Genomic DNA, 15,805 nt, shown 5'->3' with positions numbered 1-15,805 from the left:
TAACCTACGCTGCACCCGAGGTGCTTCACAAGCGCTTGGCGTCGCGGGAACGGCGGAAGTCACGCGCCAAGCGCGGTCTATGCGGCGAGAGCCCGGCTCACCGCGCCGAGCCGGAGGCAGTGGCACTCGCCGACGCGCTGGCCGCAGCCGTCGCCATTGCCCTACTGGCATCAATGGCTGCAACGATGTCCGGCACGTGGTTCTCGCAGCACCAAGGCAGTGACAGCGGGGAGGCCGCCGCCAGGCTCATGGCGGCAGCCTCGTCGGCGACGAACAGGGCCGTGCCGTCAGCAACGGCCGGGATCTCGGCCAGCCGGTCGTCCGCCTGGACGGCTTCGACGGCGGCGTCGCCGTCCACCTGAGCCCACAACAGATCCGCATCCAGCTGCCCGGCCTCGCTGAGCGGGTAGTCCACGGAAACCGCTCCCGCAACCCCCTCCACCGCCTGAATGGCAGGCGCGGGGGCCAGGCCCAGCTGCCGCAGCACCTGCGAACGCGTGTCAACCTCGGTGAACACGGTTATCGACGGGCCGCCCGCATCGAGTGCGACCGCCGCGTAGGCGGCACCCGAAAGGGAAGGATTCAGGGTGCGTGCGGTGGTCAGTACGTCCGTGGTGGTGTTGACCAGGGCTTCTGCGGCGGCGGAACGCCCCAGCGCCCTGCCGACGGCGACGGTCACCGCCTCCCACGAGACCTCGTAGGCAGAGGCGTCGGCCGGGTACGCCAGAGTGGGGGCGACGGCGGACAGGCGCGCGTATTCATCCTCGCTCATGCCCGAGTGCACACCGAGGATCAGGTCGGGCCCAAGCGCGGCGACCGCATCGGCGTCGACGTCGTGCACTGTGGCGTACAGCGCGGGCGCGGCGGCGGTGTCCCAGCCGGCGCCCAGCGCTTCAAGACCCGCGGTGGTCCAGGGGTAGGCCTCCTGGCCGTCGGCGCCCGCAGTGACGGCGGGCATGCCAATGGGGACCACGCCTAAGGAGATGACCACATCGGCGTCGACGGTGGATATGGCCACGATACGGGTCGGCTCGGCCGCGATCGTGGTGGAGCCGTAGGTGTGGGCGATGGTGATGGGGAAGGACTCGGTGGCGCCCTGCGAGGCGTTGCCCGCGGCGGCCGACGGGCCCGCAGTGCTGCCGCCGCCGGAGGCGCAGGCCGCCAGTAGTGCGGCGGCGCCCGCGGTGGCGGCGCCGGCCAGGAGGTCGCGACGGCTCAGCCGGCGGGTACCGGTGCGGGCGGCGGAACCGGTGCGGCGCCGATCGGTGCCGCGGGCGAGGTCGGTAGAACCGGTGAAATTGACGGAATCGACGGAATCGGCCAAAGAAGTGCTTCCCTTCGGTCGGCGGCCCCGGCGCCGGGCGCCCGGGCCTCGGTCGGGGGCATTTTCCTATGTGAGGAGGCCGCGCGGCAAGGTTGTCCGCGGTTCGCGGGGACCGAGGCATGCGCACGCATGCCTGCGTGCAACTAGGGGCATTGCGCACGGGAGCAGCATCACTGGCCTCGGGCCGCGAGAGCACTTACGCGTACTTTCGCGGGAAACCGGGTGCACCCGAGCCTGCTCGGACGGCTCTTGCGCGACGCCGACTCTGCAGCGTGGGCATGCATCGCGGGCTGCGACCGACGCCACCCTCCACGTCCACAAACCATAAGATCCTGATAACGAATCACACACTTTTCGCGCGCCCCTACCCCTTGTACCGTCTGACGCCGCGGCGAAATACTGGAGCGGCACGCACCCCGAATCAGGAGCCGCCTCATGGCCAAGAACACCGGTAAGAACGAACCCACACCCCACTCCAAGTTCCACTGGTTGCTCATCACACTGGCGGTAATCCTGGGCATACCAGGCGTGATCGGGATCTACATATGGATCTCCAACCACATCGTGAGCTCGGTACGGATTCCCGTCATCCTGCTGATCTTCCCGCTATTGCTCTTCATCGCCATTGCAGGCGTCATCGACGACGCCATCATCGAAAAGGCCCCGCAGCTGGTGCGGAACAAGGACCGGTACCTGCTGGCCCAGAAGCTCGGGCACGACCCCATCACCGGGGCGCCCCTGGGGCCACCCCTCAACGTCGGCGGCTACGCCCCGGCACAGGGCAGCGGCATCCCCGGCACAGCGGCGTATGGTCCCGGCCCGCAGTCACAGGACCAGGCGGGTATGACGCCCCAATCGGGATACGGGCAGGCTCCGGCCAACCAGGCAGTGCAGGGATACGGACAGATGCCGGCGGGCTCACAACCCGCTGCGCCCGGTTACCTATACGGCCAGACCATGCCGGCACAGCCGGACGGCCAGGGGCAGGCGGGTCAGGGCCACCCGGGTCAGGGATACGGGCAGTCCGCGCCGCAGGGGCAGCCGGAGGCGTATGGTCCCTATGGCTACGGCGCCCCCACGGCGTAGGTGGCGGCCCCGGAGCAGACGGGTAGTAGTCCCCAGGCAACGCCATTGCCGCGTGACGAGATCGCGACCAATACTGGGGCAGTAACCGATGTCCCGCACTCAGGAGCCTCCTCGTGGCCGCAAACCAGTCGACACAAGTCCCGCCCCGCTCTAAGTACTTCGGCCTGATGTTCTTCCTCGCATGCGTCCTCGGGATTGCGGCGGCGTTCGGCATGTACGCATGGATTTCCAGCCAGGCAACCCACCCGACACGCATACGCGTGATGGTCCTGATGATCCCCTTCACCATCATGCTGTACGCCGTCACGTACATCGATAAGCAGATCCTCGCCAAGTACCCGCACCTGGTTGGGGCGAAGTACCGCGAGCGGCTCGCCGCAGAGCTTGGGCACGACCCGATTACCGGCGCCCCATACCCGCCACTTTATGAATCCGGATCGGCGAATCCGCAGCCCGATGCGCAGGGCTACGGGCAGGTACCCGCATACGGCGCTACGCCTCAGGCGCCAGGCCAGGGCACGGGCCAGGCCCCAGCAGCCAACACGTACGGTTCATACGGTTCATACGGCAACACCTCCGGCAACCACCCGGCCACGCACTGAGCAACGGCGGCGCTTCCGCCTGGCTGCACGCGAACCACGCCGCGCGCTACCGCCCGCCAGGTCGCCGGTATGGCGTCCGACGGCCTTCCAGCAACTGCTCGGACGCCGCGCGCGCCGCACCCGGTGCCTTCTCCTTGCGCTACCCGGACGCCGTCGAAATGAATCGCCTCTGAGCGCCGGGGCAGCTCCTCACTGTCCCACTTAATACGTCGTTGGCGCAGGCACCTGGGTGCTTCCTAGCGATCGCCGCTTCCGTCTGCATTGACGATCCACTCCCCCACGTCGCCTCGGCCCGCAACTGCCCACGGCAGTTCCAGATGACGCACCGAACCACTTTTGCGGCGCCCGAGGCGAGTCTCGTCGAACCGTTGACAGCCCAGCGTCCGGCGCCTATCCTGCGAACTCGCAGCGCCGCATTTTTCTTGCGTCCGCGCAGAGGAGTCCCTGATGAGTAACCTCAAGCACCCACTGGGCAGACGTGTATTCGTTTCGTTCTCGCATTCATCGCTTCGCTGACCCTGACGGGAGAGCGAGCGTTGCTAACGGCGAAGGAATCAGATGAGATGTGCGCGAACGACGTGCGGGAGACACTCACTTCCGTCCCACCCTTCACCAACGACGCGTCTGCAGACCCTCAACCGCACCGCCAAACACGCACAGGCCCATCGCCAAGCGCTCCTCGCCAAGGCGCCCGGCAGCTGCCGGCACCTCGCGCCCCAAGCACGAAGAACCGGTTTGGCCGCCACTTCGCAGGTTCGCCTTTCGCCGGAACGTGGAACCTTGAGCGTTCTCACCCAACCGATCGCCGCACTGGAGCTACGGCGTCGCCAAGTATCGCCGTAACTGGACCAATCCGAACGAGCTGTGAAAAGTGATCAGCATGGGAGAAGACAACCGCCGGGCACGTGGACGCCATCCGATGGTTCCTCTGTGGGCTGCGCTCATGGTGGGGCTGGCGGTGGTGGCGGCCCTTCACCTCCTGTATGCCTACATCTACGTGATTGGGCCCGCGCAGCAGGATAAAGAGCTCACCCTCAAGGAACTGCTGACCGGCCCCGATTACTCGCACCAGTTGGTCTCCTCCCCACAAGACCTTACAGCCGAGCAGTGCCCTGGCGCCTCGGGGTGCATTGAGGCGTGGCGTACGGACCAGGCCGACTATTTCCGCTTCTCCTCCGCGTCCGAGGCGAGTGCTTGGGCGCAGCAGGCAGGCCTCGAGTCCTGCCATTCCGGGTATCGGGTCGTGGCGAACCGTGGGGTGACCACCCTGGATGGTTGGGCAGCTACCTGCGGACTCATTGAGGTTGAGAACAGCTAAGGGAGTCTTCCGTTGTGGGGGTGGCGGGCTAATGGTGGGCGTGCACCCACATCGCCGTTTGCGCGCGCGTTCCGCTAGGTACGGTACGTGGCGCGATGGGCGCTCGGGGCGGGAGATGTGGCCGTAAGTCTCAAAGGGACATCGCGGATCACGGCGGACCGGGTGCGGCGGTTCGCGCTTTCCGGCAACGGCTCGTCTGTTCCGACGAACGATTCGCTACTTCCAGCGACGGTTCGTACGTTCTGGCCGGCGGTCCGCGGGCCCAGGTTGACAGTTCGTACATTCTCACGACGGTTCGTATGTTCTGGTCGGCGGTCCGTACTCCGGCGCGACGGTTCGTACCTGGTGGTGACGGTTCGTACGTTCCGGTCGACGATTCGTACCTGGTGGTGACGGTTCGTACAGTAGGGGTACGTCGCGTCACCGAAAGGTACGAACCGTCGGTGCAAAGGTACGAACCGTCATGCGAAGCGACGAATCGTCACCGAAAGGTACGAAGCGTTGATGCGAAGTGACGAACCGTCGCGGGAAGTGCCGAACCGTCACGCGGGGCGCACCAGCGCGCACGATCAGCCCGGTCCCCGCCCCTCGCGGCACCGCACGACCCCGCCGACCTGAGCACGGCCACCACACCGCAGCCCAGCCCGAACCTCCACACCCGCAAACCCGAAGAGCCGGACAAGCATGGTCCAGGCGGGAGGCTCGCGGGCGGCGTCGGCGATCCTTAACGCCCCGAATTCGCGTCAGTGCCGCTCGGTAGCCTGCACCCATGACTACCACGAAGTCAGTCAGGGCGCGCACCTCCTACGTGTGCACCGAATGCGGCTGGAACAGCCCCAAATGGCTCGGACAGTGCCGTGAGTGCCGCGCCTGGGGAACGCTGGAGGAATTCGTAGAGTCGGCTCCGGGTGGAGTCGGTTCCCCCGGACGCGTTCCCGCGGTGGCGACGGCCGTCCGCCCCGCCGCCTCCGCTCGTCCCATCGCGGAGGTGAGCGCGGACGAGGCCCGCGCCCGCTCCACCGGCGTGGGTGAGCTGGACCGGGTACTGGGCGGCGGCGTCGTGCCCGGCGCAGTGGTGCTGCTGGCGGGAGAGCCCGGCGTCGGTAAGTCCACGCTGCTGCTGGACGTTGCAGCCAAGGCGGCCGCCGCCTCCCGCGAGCGCGGGCAGGGGCCGGTGCTGTATGTGACCGGGGAGGAATCAGCCAGCCAGGTGCGGCTGCGTGCCGAGCGCATCGGCGCCATCGATCCAGCGCTGCTGCTAGCGGCCGAGACCGAGCTCGGGGCGCTGCTCGGGCACGTGCGGGACGCCACCCCGTCCCTGCTGATCGTCGACTCGATTCAGACCATCGCCTCCGCCCAAGTAGAGGGCGGAGCGGGCGGGGTCACCCAGGTGCGGGCGGTGACGAGCGCCCTCATCCAGGTGGCCAAGGAGCGCGCCATTCCGGTACTGCTGGTCGGGCACGTGACCAAGGACGGCGGCATCGCGGGGCCACGGGTGCTGGAGCACCTGGTAGATGTCGTCTGCCAGTTCGAGGGCGACCGCCACGCCCGGCTCCGGTTACTGCGGGCGGTGAAGAACCGCTATGGCCCCACCGATGAGGTCGGCTGCTTCGACCTGGGCGAGCGCGGCATTGTCGGCCTGGCCGACCCCTCGGGCCTGTTCCTGTCGGCGGCGCGCAGCGAGGTGCCGGGCACATGCGCCACGGTGACGCTAGAAGGGCGCCGCCCCATGCCGGTGGAGATCCAGGCGCTGGTGGCCGGAACCGCCGCAGGCTCGCCACGCCGCACCACTTCCGGGGTGGACCACTCCCGGGTGGCGATGGCGCTGGCCGTGCTGGCGGCTCGTCTGAGGCTGGATACGTCGAGTACGGACGTGTACGTGTCCACCGTGGGCGGGGCGCGGGCAGTCGAGCCGGCCACGGACCTGGCGGTGGCGATCGCGGTCGTATCCGCCGCCCGGAACCTGCCCACTCCCCCCGGGCTGGTGGCCTTCGGGGAAGTGGGGCTGACCGGAGAGGTGCGCGCCACCGTGGGCGTGCAGCGGCGGCTGGCGGAGGCGGCACGTCTCGGCTTCGACCGGGCTATTGTGCCCCTGGCAGGCTCCCAGGAGCTGCGGGGCGTCGACGGCGTCCACATCCTTCCGGTGGCGCATCTCAGTGAGGCCGTCGGAGCCGCCCTGCCGCGCAGCTGAGACCACCAGCCGGGGCGGGGCCGCTTGCAGGATGCAAGTGGTGCCGCGCTCAGCGCGACCTGTGTCACGGCGGCTGGCCGCCCCGGCGGTTAGCATGATGCGGCACCGGTCCGGCGCCTGCACCAGTGGGCGCGCCCGGACCATTCTCAGGAGAGACCCATGACCGACACCCCAGCCAACCTGCTGCGCGAGACGCTCGCGCTCGTCGCCCCCGGCACCGTCCTGCGCGACGGGCTGGAGCGCATTCTGCGGGGGCGCACCGGGGCGATCATCGTGCTCGGCTTCGACGAGACGGTAGAGGCGATCTCCTCGGGCGGCTTCCGGCTGGACGTCGAGCTGACCGCCGCCCAGCTGCGCGAGCTGGCCAAGATGGACGGCGCCGTGATCGTGGACCGCGCCAATAACCGCATCCGCCGCGCCAACGTGCAGCTGCTGCCCAACGCCTCCATCGAGACCGCCGAGGCGGGCATGCGCCACCGCACCGCCGAGCGCGTCGCGCGGCAGACCGGCCACCCGGTGATCTCGGTGAGCCAGTCGATGCGAATCATCTCCCTGTACGTGGACGGGCGTCGGCACGTGATCGAGCCGAGCGAGGCGATCCTGGCGCGCGCCAACCAGGCACTGGCCACCCTGGAGCGCTACAAGGCGCGGCTGGACAAGATCTCCGGCGGCCTGGACGCCCTGGAGATTGAGGACCTGGTCACGGTCCGCGATGTCACCGCCGTACTACAGCTCCTGGAAATGGTGAGTCGCATCGGCTCCGACATCGACGGCTACGTGGTCGAGCTGGGCACCGACGGGCGGCTGCTCGCCCTGCAGGTGGAGGAGCTGACCCGCGGGCTCATGGCCGAGCGCGACTTCCTACTGTCCGACTACCTGCCACAGGGGCTGGACACCACCACGGTGGACGCACGCCTGAAATGGGTGGGCTCCCCCGCCCTGCTGGACCTGGCCATGGTGGCCCGCTCCATGGGCCTCGGCGGCGCCGACGGGCAGGACCTAGACGCCGCCGTCTCACCCCGGGGGCTGCGGATCCTCGCCAAGATTCCACGACTACCGCTAGTCACGGCGCGCGCCGTGGTAGACAACTGGGGCTCGCTGCAGGCCGTGCTGGGGGCAACCGTGGAGGAGCTGCAGGCGATCGACGGCGTCAGCGCGCGCCAGGCCCGCACCCTGCGCGACGGCCTGTCCCGCCTGGCCGAGGTATCCATCGCCGACCGCTACGCGTGAGCGCGCGGTGCGTCTCAGCACCGAAGCGGATACCCATGCTTCCCCATGCTGCCGGCGCCTGCTGCGGCCAGCCACCAACCTGAGCGCCCACCCCGCCCCAGGGCGTACCGATAAGCCAGGAGCACCGGTCATTCGATAACGAAGACACGGTCCTCGGTCAGGTCGGCACCGTCCAGCTGGATGCGTACCCGGTAAGTACCTGCGGAGGCAGCGTCTCCGGCTGCGGACGCAGGCGCCTGCCCCGCAGCGTCCTCCGCATCCTGCGCGTCCTGCGTCTCCTGCGCCTCTCCGCTCGCGACGCCGTCGCTGCCCTCGGCAGTCGCATCGGCCGTAGGGGTCTCGGTAGCCTCCGCAGATGCCTCGCCCGTAGCCGCATCGGTAGCCGTCGGCGTCACGGTGCCTGACGCCGTGGCGGCAGGAGCGCACTGCGACGAGGCCACATTGCCGTCCCAGATGATGGTGGCGGCAGCGGCATCGCCCGGAGCCACAAGCAGGCGCCGGCTAGTGGGGGTGAAGGGGCAGACCGTCGACTGCCAGACCGTCTGCCCCCCAGAGGTGATGAGGGCGCCGACGTGCTCGCCACCCAGGTCCAGCAGGCAGGCCTCTGAGCCGTTGTTGTTGACCGTCACGTTCAGCGTCATGGAACTACCGCTGGAAATCGAGTCCGGCGACGTGAATGTGACGTCCAGGTCGCCCGCGGCACAGTCCCCGGGGATGGCGTAGGTAGTGGCCACATGCGCGGCAGCGGCATCGTCCTGCGCCCGGATCGTGTTACGCGCCCAGACGGCAGCAGACAGAATTCCGCCGGAGATCCCGGCCAGCAGCGCAACGCCGATCAGCAGTGCCACCAGGCGGCGCAGCCAGTAGCGCGGCCGCTGCGGACGAGCCTGGCGGCGGCTGTCGGCAAGCCTGCGCCCCCGGCCCCGCCCGCCCGGGTATCCAGCGCCCGGCCTTGCTGCGGAGCGATTACCCCTGCCACGGCCGCCCCGCTCTAACGGGCTGCCGACGCCGGAGCGCGAGCGCGTCGCCGAACGGGCGGTCTGCCCTCGGCCGGTACGGGCCTTGCGCGCGGGGCGGGCGCCCGGACGGCCGTCCTGGGTGGTCACGGTGCGCTGTGCACGCGCCCGCCCGCGAGGCGCCTGCCTGGAGGCTGCGGGGGAGGAACCGGAACGGGAACCGCCACTAGGCGTTCCTGAGCGGCCACTGCCCGAGCGGGGCGGCCTGGCACCGGAGGACCTGGAACCACTGCCTGCCGACGGCGTCCGCCTGGCACCTCCGGAGCGGCCGGACTGAGCGCGACCTCCCGTGCCGCGGCCGCGACCACCACCGCGGGAGCCGTCGCCCCTGTTCCGTCCCTGCGCCATAAGGCCGACTGTACCGGCGCCAGCCCCTCTCCCCGGTCACCGCCCCGCCCGGCGCGGCCGCACTGCGACCCCAGTAACCTCCGGCGGGAGGGCCCGCCGCCTGAACGCGAGGGGCATCCCTCGCCTCCCCCGGACTGTTCGCCTCCCAGAGCGATTCCAGAGACGTCCTGTCAGTCGTCCAGCTCCAGCAGCATGCGGGTGTTGCCCAGGGTGTTGGGCTTGGCGCGGGCCAGGTCGAGGAACTCGGCGACGCCGTCGTCGTGGCTGCGCAGCATCTCCACGAAGATGTCCGTGCCCACGGGGGTGCCCTGAATCTCCTTGAACCCATGGGCGGCGAAGAAGTCCACCTCGAAGGTCAGGCAGAATACGCGCCGCAGCCCCAGGGCCCGGGCACGGTCCAGCAGGTTGTTCAAGATCGCGTGGCCGACGCCGTGGTGCAGGTGGTCGCGGCGCACCGCCAGCGTGCGCACCTCCGCGATGTCATCCCACATGACGTGCAGGGCGCCGCAACCGATCAGGCCGGACTCCTGCGCGCCGTCGAGCCTGCCCGCTCCCTCCGCGACGGTGAACTCCTGGATGTCCTCGAAGTAGTTGATCAGGTCCTTGCCGATCAGGATGCGCCGCTCCGCGTACGGGCGCACGAGTTCAGCGATGGCACGCGCATCGGCGGGACGCGCCGGGCGCAGCACGGTACGGAAGGCGGCGTCCTTGAAGCGCTCGGGCAGCCGAGTGGTGAGGTCGGGCGCGGCCACGGGCACCGGCTGTGATGGCGCCGACGGCGCCGCGGGCGGCCGCGCCGACGGGCCGCCGCCCGCACCCGCCTCCAACCCGCTCGTGCCGCGTGGCTCACCGCGGTCGGCGCTGGACGTGTTGCGCATGCGGCCCATACTCACGCTTCTCCTTCCGTGCGGCCAGTGCCAGCACTGCGCGTGCGGTCGCGTCATCAACCACCAGGTCGGTGGCCACGCGCGCCCGCAGCGCCGCCAGCAGGGCGCGCGCCTTGCCGACACCCGCCACCACACACAGTCTGCGGGGAATTCGCGACAGCTGCGCCGGGGTCGGGCCGGTGGCCCGCCCATTGAGGGCGACATCACGCCAGGTACCGTCCTGGCGCAGCATGACGGTGCACACGTCACCGACGACGCCGTCGAGCCGCAGCAGCTCCCGGTCCTTCTCCGTCAGGTGCCCGCCGCTGTACACCTGGCTGGGCAGCGCCGCATTGGGGTCCAGTGAGCCGACGCCGAATACCGCCAGGGTGGCGCGGTCCGCCAGTGCGAGCACGCGCCGCACCGAGCGCTCGGACCACATGGCCTCACGGGTGGCGGCGTGATCGAAGAACGCCGGCACCGGAAAGGCCACTGCCCGCGCGCCAAGCCGTTCAGCGAAATCGGCCAGCACCTCCCCCACATTGGGGCCGTCCCCCTCGGGGGCCGTGGCGCCGTTTAGTTGCACGACCGTCAGTCCCGGCACGCGCCGCCGGGGCAGCGCGGCACACACCTCCGACATGGTGGTGCCCCAGGCCGTTCCCAGCACCCCGTTCTCCGGGGCGAGCATCGCCAATTCCTCCGCCGCCACGGCGGCAACCTGCTCCAAGCGGTGAATCTCCGTGGTGCCCTCGCGCACCGGCACGATTCGGGCGGAGACACCAAAGGTGTCCCGCAGGGCCGCCTCCAGCGTGCCGGCACCCCCTGGGGCGGTCAGGGTGATACGGACAATGCCGTCGGCGCGCGCCCGCGCCAGCAGCCGCGAGACCGTGGAACGCGACACGCCCAGGTGGCGGGCGATTACGTCCATGGTCTCCCCCTGCACGTAATACATCGAGGCCGCCTCGTAGCAGCGCCCCAGGGAAATCGGGCCCGCGGCCCCAGATGTCATGCTCGCCCCTCTCCGGGAAGACCCCGCACATTCACCCATTAGTGCTGCACATTATCGCACACGGGCTCCGGCCCGCACAGTTGCGTGGTTCCGCCGCGCCCCCGCAGGGCGCTACGGAACCACGCACCTGTGCCCGGCCGACGGCTACGCCCGGGAGCCACGCTCCGGCTTAGGCTCGATGCCGGCCAGGCGGGACAGGCCGTAGGCGGCGTGCAGCACCCAGATCGGGTGGACCGTCTTGACGCCGCTGGACTGCTCGATCTGCCAGCGGCAGGTCTCGGTGTCGCACACGGCCAGGTTCGGGTTGACCTCGCGCACGATGTCGAACAGGGGCCCTCCGACCGCCTGGGCGATGTCGTACTTCTCCTTCTTCAGCCCGTAGGTGCCGGCTATGCCGCAGCAGGCCCGGCCGGACTCGACCACGTGGAAGCCCGGCACCAGTTCCATGAGCTCGATCGCCGGCATACCCATGTTCTGCCCCTTGAGCTGGCAGGGGGCGTGGTAGGCGACCGTGGCGTCGATGCGGCGGAACTGGTGCGGCAGCTCACCGGCATCGTCCAGGTCACGCAGGAACTCCGACAGCTCCACGGTCCGCGGGGAGACATCAGCGAGGGCCTCGGCCTCCACACCCATGATCTCGTGGGCCTCGTGCTTGAGCATGCCGGCGCAGGAGCCGGAGGAGGACACGATCGTCAGGTCCTTCCCGGCGGCTGCCAGCTGCTCACACAGCTTGACCACGTTGGCCGAGGCCTGCCCGTACAGGCCGTTGGACTGGGCGGCCAGGCCGCAGCAGCCCTGCTTGGGCACGATCACCTCATAGCCGATGTGCTCAAGCACCTCGATGGCGCGCTTGGAGGTCTCCACCTCGAAGTAGCCGCCGGCACAGCCGTGGAAGAACACGACCGGCCCGCGCGAGCCGGCCGGCACCAGCGTGTGCTCCCGCTTGGTGCGACGGCGCAGCCAGCCGGCCAGTGACTGCGGCTGCGCGTGCGGCATGGGGGCGTCGCGGTGCACGCCGACCGTCTTCTCCATGACCACACGGATGGGCTTGTTGGCCAGGGCGGCGTTGGCCAGCGGCGCGATGGGGGTCATCACCTTGCCCATGAGGGTGGTCTGCGTGATCAGCCGGTCGCGCACGGGCACGGCACTGTTCTGCGCGCGCATGACGGCGCGGGCCTGGTTGTTCAGCTCCGCGATCTTCACTCCCTGCGGGCACACCCTGGTGCAGGTGCCGCAGGAGGAGCAGTAGTCGATGGAGTGGTCCACGCTCTGACCGTTGCGGTAGCGCTCGGCCTGCGGGCCGACGAACTTCGGCCCGGGGAAGAGCTCGGTGACCTCCATGACCGGACACATCGTCTCGCAGATGGTGCACTTGACGCAGCGGTCCAGGCTGGCGCGGGCCAGCGAGTGGGCAGCGGTCTCGACGGCGGCGGCGCCGCTCCTCACGCGCTCCCCACCCTTGCCGGGCAGCGGCAGGTCCCAACGCTGGGCCAGGGTGTCGACGTCGAACATCAGTCCTGCTCCTTGCTCTTCGCGGGCCCGGTGGCCCGTCCGGTTGCGGCGTCCGCCTCCAGGGCGGCGGTGTTGTTGGAAGGTGAGTGCCCCAGCTCAGCCATGACGGCATCGCAGGCGGCCTCGGCCGAGCCCAGCGCTATGCCCTCCCCGGACTTCTCACTCCAGCGCACCGCACCGGCCAGCACCCCGCCGGCGGCGTGGACTCCCGCCAGAGCCGCAGTCCCATCGGGGCCCAGCGGCCGCATCTGCGCATCGACCGCTACCCCGACGCGGAACAGACCCTGCGGGGAGCCCCAGTAGTCGCGGTGGATCAGGTGGCGCAGGTTCTCCTCGCCGTCGGCGCCGGCTCCGGCCAGCGGCAGGCCCAGCACCGTGTCGGTGACCCGCCCGTAGGAGTCCATGGTCAGGGCCCCGGACTCGAAGCCGCCCGCAGCCAGGACGAAGGCGGCGGCGCGGTGCTCGCGGGGACGTCCGGCAGCAGCACTGGTGACCGACACCAGCCGACCGCGCTCCACGCGCGCATCCACGACCCGCGCGCCCATGACCACGCGCACGCGCTCGGCGGAGGCGAGCCGGTCCAGCCGGTGCTCCAGGCGCAGTCCGGGTACCGACGGCGGCACCAGGGGAATCTCCCCGACGGGCGCGCCCAGGCGCGCGGCAAGCTCCTGGAAGACACCCGGGTGGTCCAGCCCGAGCACGGCCGGCAGCAGCACGGTCTCACCGTCGCGCACCTTGCCGGCCAGCAGCCGCACCAGCTGCTCAACCCCGGCGGGCTCATCCAGGGCGCGGGCGTGCCCGACGGCATTAGTGTCGTTCTCGCCCGCGCGGGCCTCGAAGTCGACCGTGAGGGCGCGCGCCTGCACGCGACCGCCCCCCGGCAGCTCGGCGCGGTTCAGGTTCCCGGCCACCATGTCTGCGGTGAGGTCCTTGAGCCGGGCCAGGCCGACGACCAGGTAGCGGCCGCCGTCGCGCAGCACGGATGCCTCCATGGAGGGCTGGACCAGCAGCGTGGGGCGCACGGCCCCCAGCGCGGTGGGCAGCCACAGGTTCGCGGGCCCCTCACCGCTGCTCCCGGTGGCACCGTCTTCACCCGTGCCGGTACCGCCGGCAGTCCCGTCCGGCCGGGCGGTGAGCAGCTCGGGGCCGACCAGCGCGGCGAAGCGGTCCACGCCGGCCGCGGTGGCCCGCCGACCGATCACCCGGTAGGGGTGCCCCTCGGGCAGCAGGTCGGAGGCGTCGATGGCCGCGTAGGGGTGGGTGATACTGCGGCGCGCGGAGCGTGCCTCCACGTCCGCGCCGGCCCCGGGGCCGGCCGGACCGGCGGCACCGCCGAGCCGCCCCAGCACGTCAATGGTTCCCGGGGACAGGGCCAGTCCGCCCATGCCCTTGGTGACCAGGGTGACGTCGGCTCCGGCCCGCCGCAGCCGCAGGGCCGCGGCGTAGCCGGCGATTCCGGCACCGATGACAACGACGTCGCTGCTCATGGGCGTGCCTCCTGGTTGGCTGAGGTGGCGGCGCGCTTGGCACCGGCCGGGGCCGCGGCGGCGAGCCGGGGCGCGCCGGCCAGGGCGGCCAGCGCCCGGGCCAGTTCGTCGGGCTGCTGCTCGCCGTCCTCGGCGTTCTCGATCGGGGTGGCCGCGGCGGCTGGAGGGGGCGCGGCCGGCAGGTCCTCGACGTCTAGGGTCCCCTGCAGCATCCAGAAGTCCAGTGCTGCCTCGCGCACCTGCTCGCCGTGCAGGATCGGCCACAGCCCGATCCAGCGGTGCCGCAGGAAGGTGCGTAGCAGCTCCGTGGCCGTCGCGGCGTCGGCCCGGCCCTGGCAGGCCTGCACGCCGGCTACCCGGGCGGCACAGAACCCTCCTTGGCACGGCCCCATGCCGATGCGCAGCTGGCGGCGCAGGTCGTCGAAGGAGGCGTCGGGCTGCTCTTCCATCAGGTCCGTGAGCATCTTGCGGGTGACCAGCTCGCACTCGCAGATGACCTGGTTGTCCAGCCGGTCCTGCTCGCGGTCGGCCAGGCGGTGGGTGACGCGGTAGTTGCGTCCGTGCTCGGAGCCGGGAACCGCCTCGGTGTCGGTGGTGCAGGGACGGTCCGTGCCCAGCTCGGCGCATACGGCGTCGACGGTGTTCTTGGCCATCAGCCGGTAGGTGGTGAGCTTGCCTCCGGCCACGGTGATCAGGCCGGCCAGGCCCTCGGCCTCGCTGTGGCGCAGGACGGTCATGCCGCGGCTCATGTGGCGGGTGTCGGTGCCGGCCACGCGCTTGTCGCGCACCAGGGGGCGGGCGCCCGCCCACGCGTGCACCAGGCGCGCCTGCCGGAAGCCGGGGATGAGTACCTCGCCGGCGTCGAGCATCTGGGCGACCTCTTCGCGGGGAATCGGAATGTGGTCGGGGTCGGGGATGCGGCTGTCGGTGGTGCCGATGATGGACACCGTGTGGTCGGGGACGAGGATGTCGCCGTCGGCGGGGTAGACGCAGCGGTTGATGACGTGGTTCACGACGCGGTGGTTGACGGCGATCATGATGCCGGCGCCTGCCACGATCTCCACCGCCTCCGAGCCGGCCATCGCGGCCAGGCGCCCGCCCCAGGGGCCGGCGGCGTTGACGACCATGGCGCAGGAGATGGTCAGGTCCTCGCCGGTCTTGAGCCCGTGGGCGCGCACGGCGACGACGCGCCGGTCGCTTCCCTCACCCTCAACCACCAGGCCGGTGACCTCGTGGTAGGTCAGCACCTGCGCGCCGTGGGCACGGGCCGAGCGGGCGGCGCCCCACACCATCTGCCAGCCGTCCACGGCGGCGTCGTTCACTGCGAAGGCGCGCTTGATGCCTGGGTTCAGCCGCGGCTCCATCCGCAGCGCCTCGGACAGGCTCAGCTCCTCACAGGCGACGCCGGTGGCCTGCGCGCCGATGAGGAACTGGTCGGAGAAGTCCAGGTCGTCCTCGGGGGTGACGACGAACATGCCACCCGTGCGCTCGATGGCGTCGGCGTGGATGCGGGAGACGATGGCGTTCTCCTCGGCGCACTCGCGCGCGGACCTGGGGTCGGACACGACGTAGCGGCCCCCGGAGTGCAGCAGCCCGTGGAAGCGGCCCGAGGTGCCCTGGGCCAGGTCGGCGCGCTCCAGGAGCACCACGCTCATGCCGCGCATGGCGGCATCCCGCGCGACGCCGACGCCGGTGGCTCCGCCGCCGACGACGACCACGTCGGCAGTCATGGCTCTCACTGGGGACCTCCTCGTCCGTCTTGTCCAGGCGGTTGCCTTGACTCATGCCTGTGCGGCGCGTTCCTGCCCGCGCCCGG

General features: G+C 70.5%; 12 protein-coding genes. 5 read left to right on the top strand and 7 right to left on the bottom strand.

Annotated features, from left to right (window positions below):
- Window positions 1-97 precede the first annotated feature (97 nt).
- Entirely contained in the window at window positions 98-1,324 is a 1,227-nt protein-coding gene (locus GZ997_RS11945; RefSeq protein ID WP_162680045.1) for an ABC transporter substrate-binding protein, read from the bottom strand.
- Window positions 1,325-1,759: 435 nt separating this feature from the next.
- Between GZ997_RS11945 and GZ997_RS11940 the strand changes: the two genes are divergently transcribed.
- The 5 genes from GZ997_RS11940 to disA all read left to right on the top strand — a co-directional run bounded on the left by GZ997_RS11940 (window position 1,760) and on the right by disA (window position 7,751).
- Complete coding sequence (locus GZ997_RS11940) at window positions 1,760-2,410, top strand: hypothetical protein (protein ID WP_162680027.1); 651 nt, start codon at window positions 1,760-1,762, stop codon at window positions 2,408-2,410.
- A gap of 113 nt (window positions 2,411-2,523) precedes the next feature.
- Window positions 2,524-3,012, top strand: coding sequence for a hypothetical protein (locus GZ997_RS11935; RefSeq protein WP_162680044.1), 489 nt, complete (start codon window positions 2,524-2,526; stop codon window positions 3,010-3,012).
- A gap of 880 nt (window positions 3,013-3,892) precedes the next feature.
- Window positions 3,893-4,330: a hypothetical protein gene (locus tag GZ997_RS11930; RefSeq protein WP_162680043.1), complete on the top strand. Its 438-nt coding sequence runs from the start codon at window positions 3,893-3,895 to the stop codon at window positions 4,328-4,330.
- Window positions 4,331-5,099: 769 nt separating this feature from the next.
- Window positions 5,100-6,521 carry a DNA repair protein RadA gene (gene radA / locus GZ997_RS11925; protein WP_162680042.1) on the top strand — a complete coding sequence of 474 codons (1,422 nt, stop codon included), beginning with the start codon at window positions 5,100-5,102 and terminating at the stop codon, window positions 6,519-6,521.
- Window positions 6,522-6,680: 159 nt separating this feature from the next.
- The gene (gene disA, locus GZ997_RS11920; protein ID WP_162680041.1) at window positions 6,681-7,751 is read left to right on the top strand and encodes a DNA integrity scanning diadenylate cyclase DisA; all 1,071 of its coding nucleotides are present in this window, start codon (window positions 6,681-6,683) and stop codon (window positions 7,749-7,751) included.
- A 128-nt stretch (window positions 7,752-7,879) separates the two neighbouring features.
- On the opposite strand, the gene GZ997_RS11915 is transcribed toward disA, so the two are convergent.
- From GZ997_RS11915 to glpA, 6 genes are all read right to left on the bottom strand, one after another.
- Window positions 7,880-8,599, bottom strand: coding sequence for a hypothetical protein (locus GZ997_RS11915; protein WP_162680040.1), 720 nt, complete (start codon window positions 8,597-8,599; stop codon window positions 7,880-7,882).
- Between the two features lie 686 nt (window positions 8,600-9,285).
- Window positions 9,286-9,993, bottom strand: a complete 708-nt coding sequence (locus GZ997_RS11910; protein WP_162680039.1) for an amino-acid N-acetyltransferase — start codon at window positions 9,991-9,993, stop codon at window positions 9,286-9,288.
- The gene (locus GZ997_RS11905; RefSeq protein WP_162680038.1) at window positions 9,962-10,990 is read right to left on the bottom strand and encodes a sugar-binding domain-containing protein; all 1,029 of its coding nucleotides are present in this window, start codon (window positions 10,988-10,990) and stop codon (window positions 9,962-9,964) included. Before GZ997_RS11905 ends, GZ997_RS11910 begins: the two co-directional genes overlap by 32 nt.
- A gap of 144 nt (window positions 10,991-11,134) precedes the next feature.
- Entirely contained in the window at window positions 11,135-12,502 is a 1,368-nt protein-coding gene (locus tag GZ997_RS11900) for an anaerobic glycerol-3-phosphate dehydrogenase subunit C (RefSeq protein WP_161924851.1), read from the bottom strand.
- A complete protein-coding gene (gene glpB, locus GZ997_RS11895; RefSeq protein WP_162680037.1) occupies window positions 12,502-13,989 on the bottom strand; it encodes a glycerol-3-phosphate dehydrogenase subunit GlpB in 1,488 nt (495 codons plus the stop codon). The genes GZ997_RS11900 and glpB overlap by 1 nt, the downstream gene beginning before the upstream one ends.
- Complete coding sequence (gene glpA, locus GZ997_RS11890; protein WP_162680036.1) at window positions 13,986-15,728, bottom strand: anaerobic glycerol-3-phosphate dehydrogenase subunit GlpA; 1,743 nt, start codon at window positions 15,726-15,728, stop codon at window positions 13,986-13,988. Before glpA ends, glpB begins: the two co-directional genes overlap by 4 nt.
- Window positions 15,729-15,805: the final 77 nt, after the last annotated feature.

This window comes from Actinomyces sp. 565 (genome assembly GCF_010365615.1).
Taxonomy (GTDB): domain Bacteria; phylum Actinomycetota; class Actinomycetes; order Actinomycetales; family Actinomycetaceae; genus Actinomyces.
Note: the sequence above shows the minus strand (reverse complement) of the source record. Positions and strands in the feature narration are given on the sequence as shown.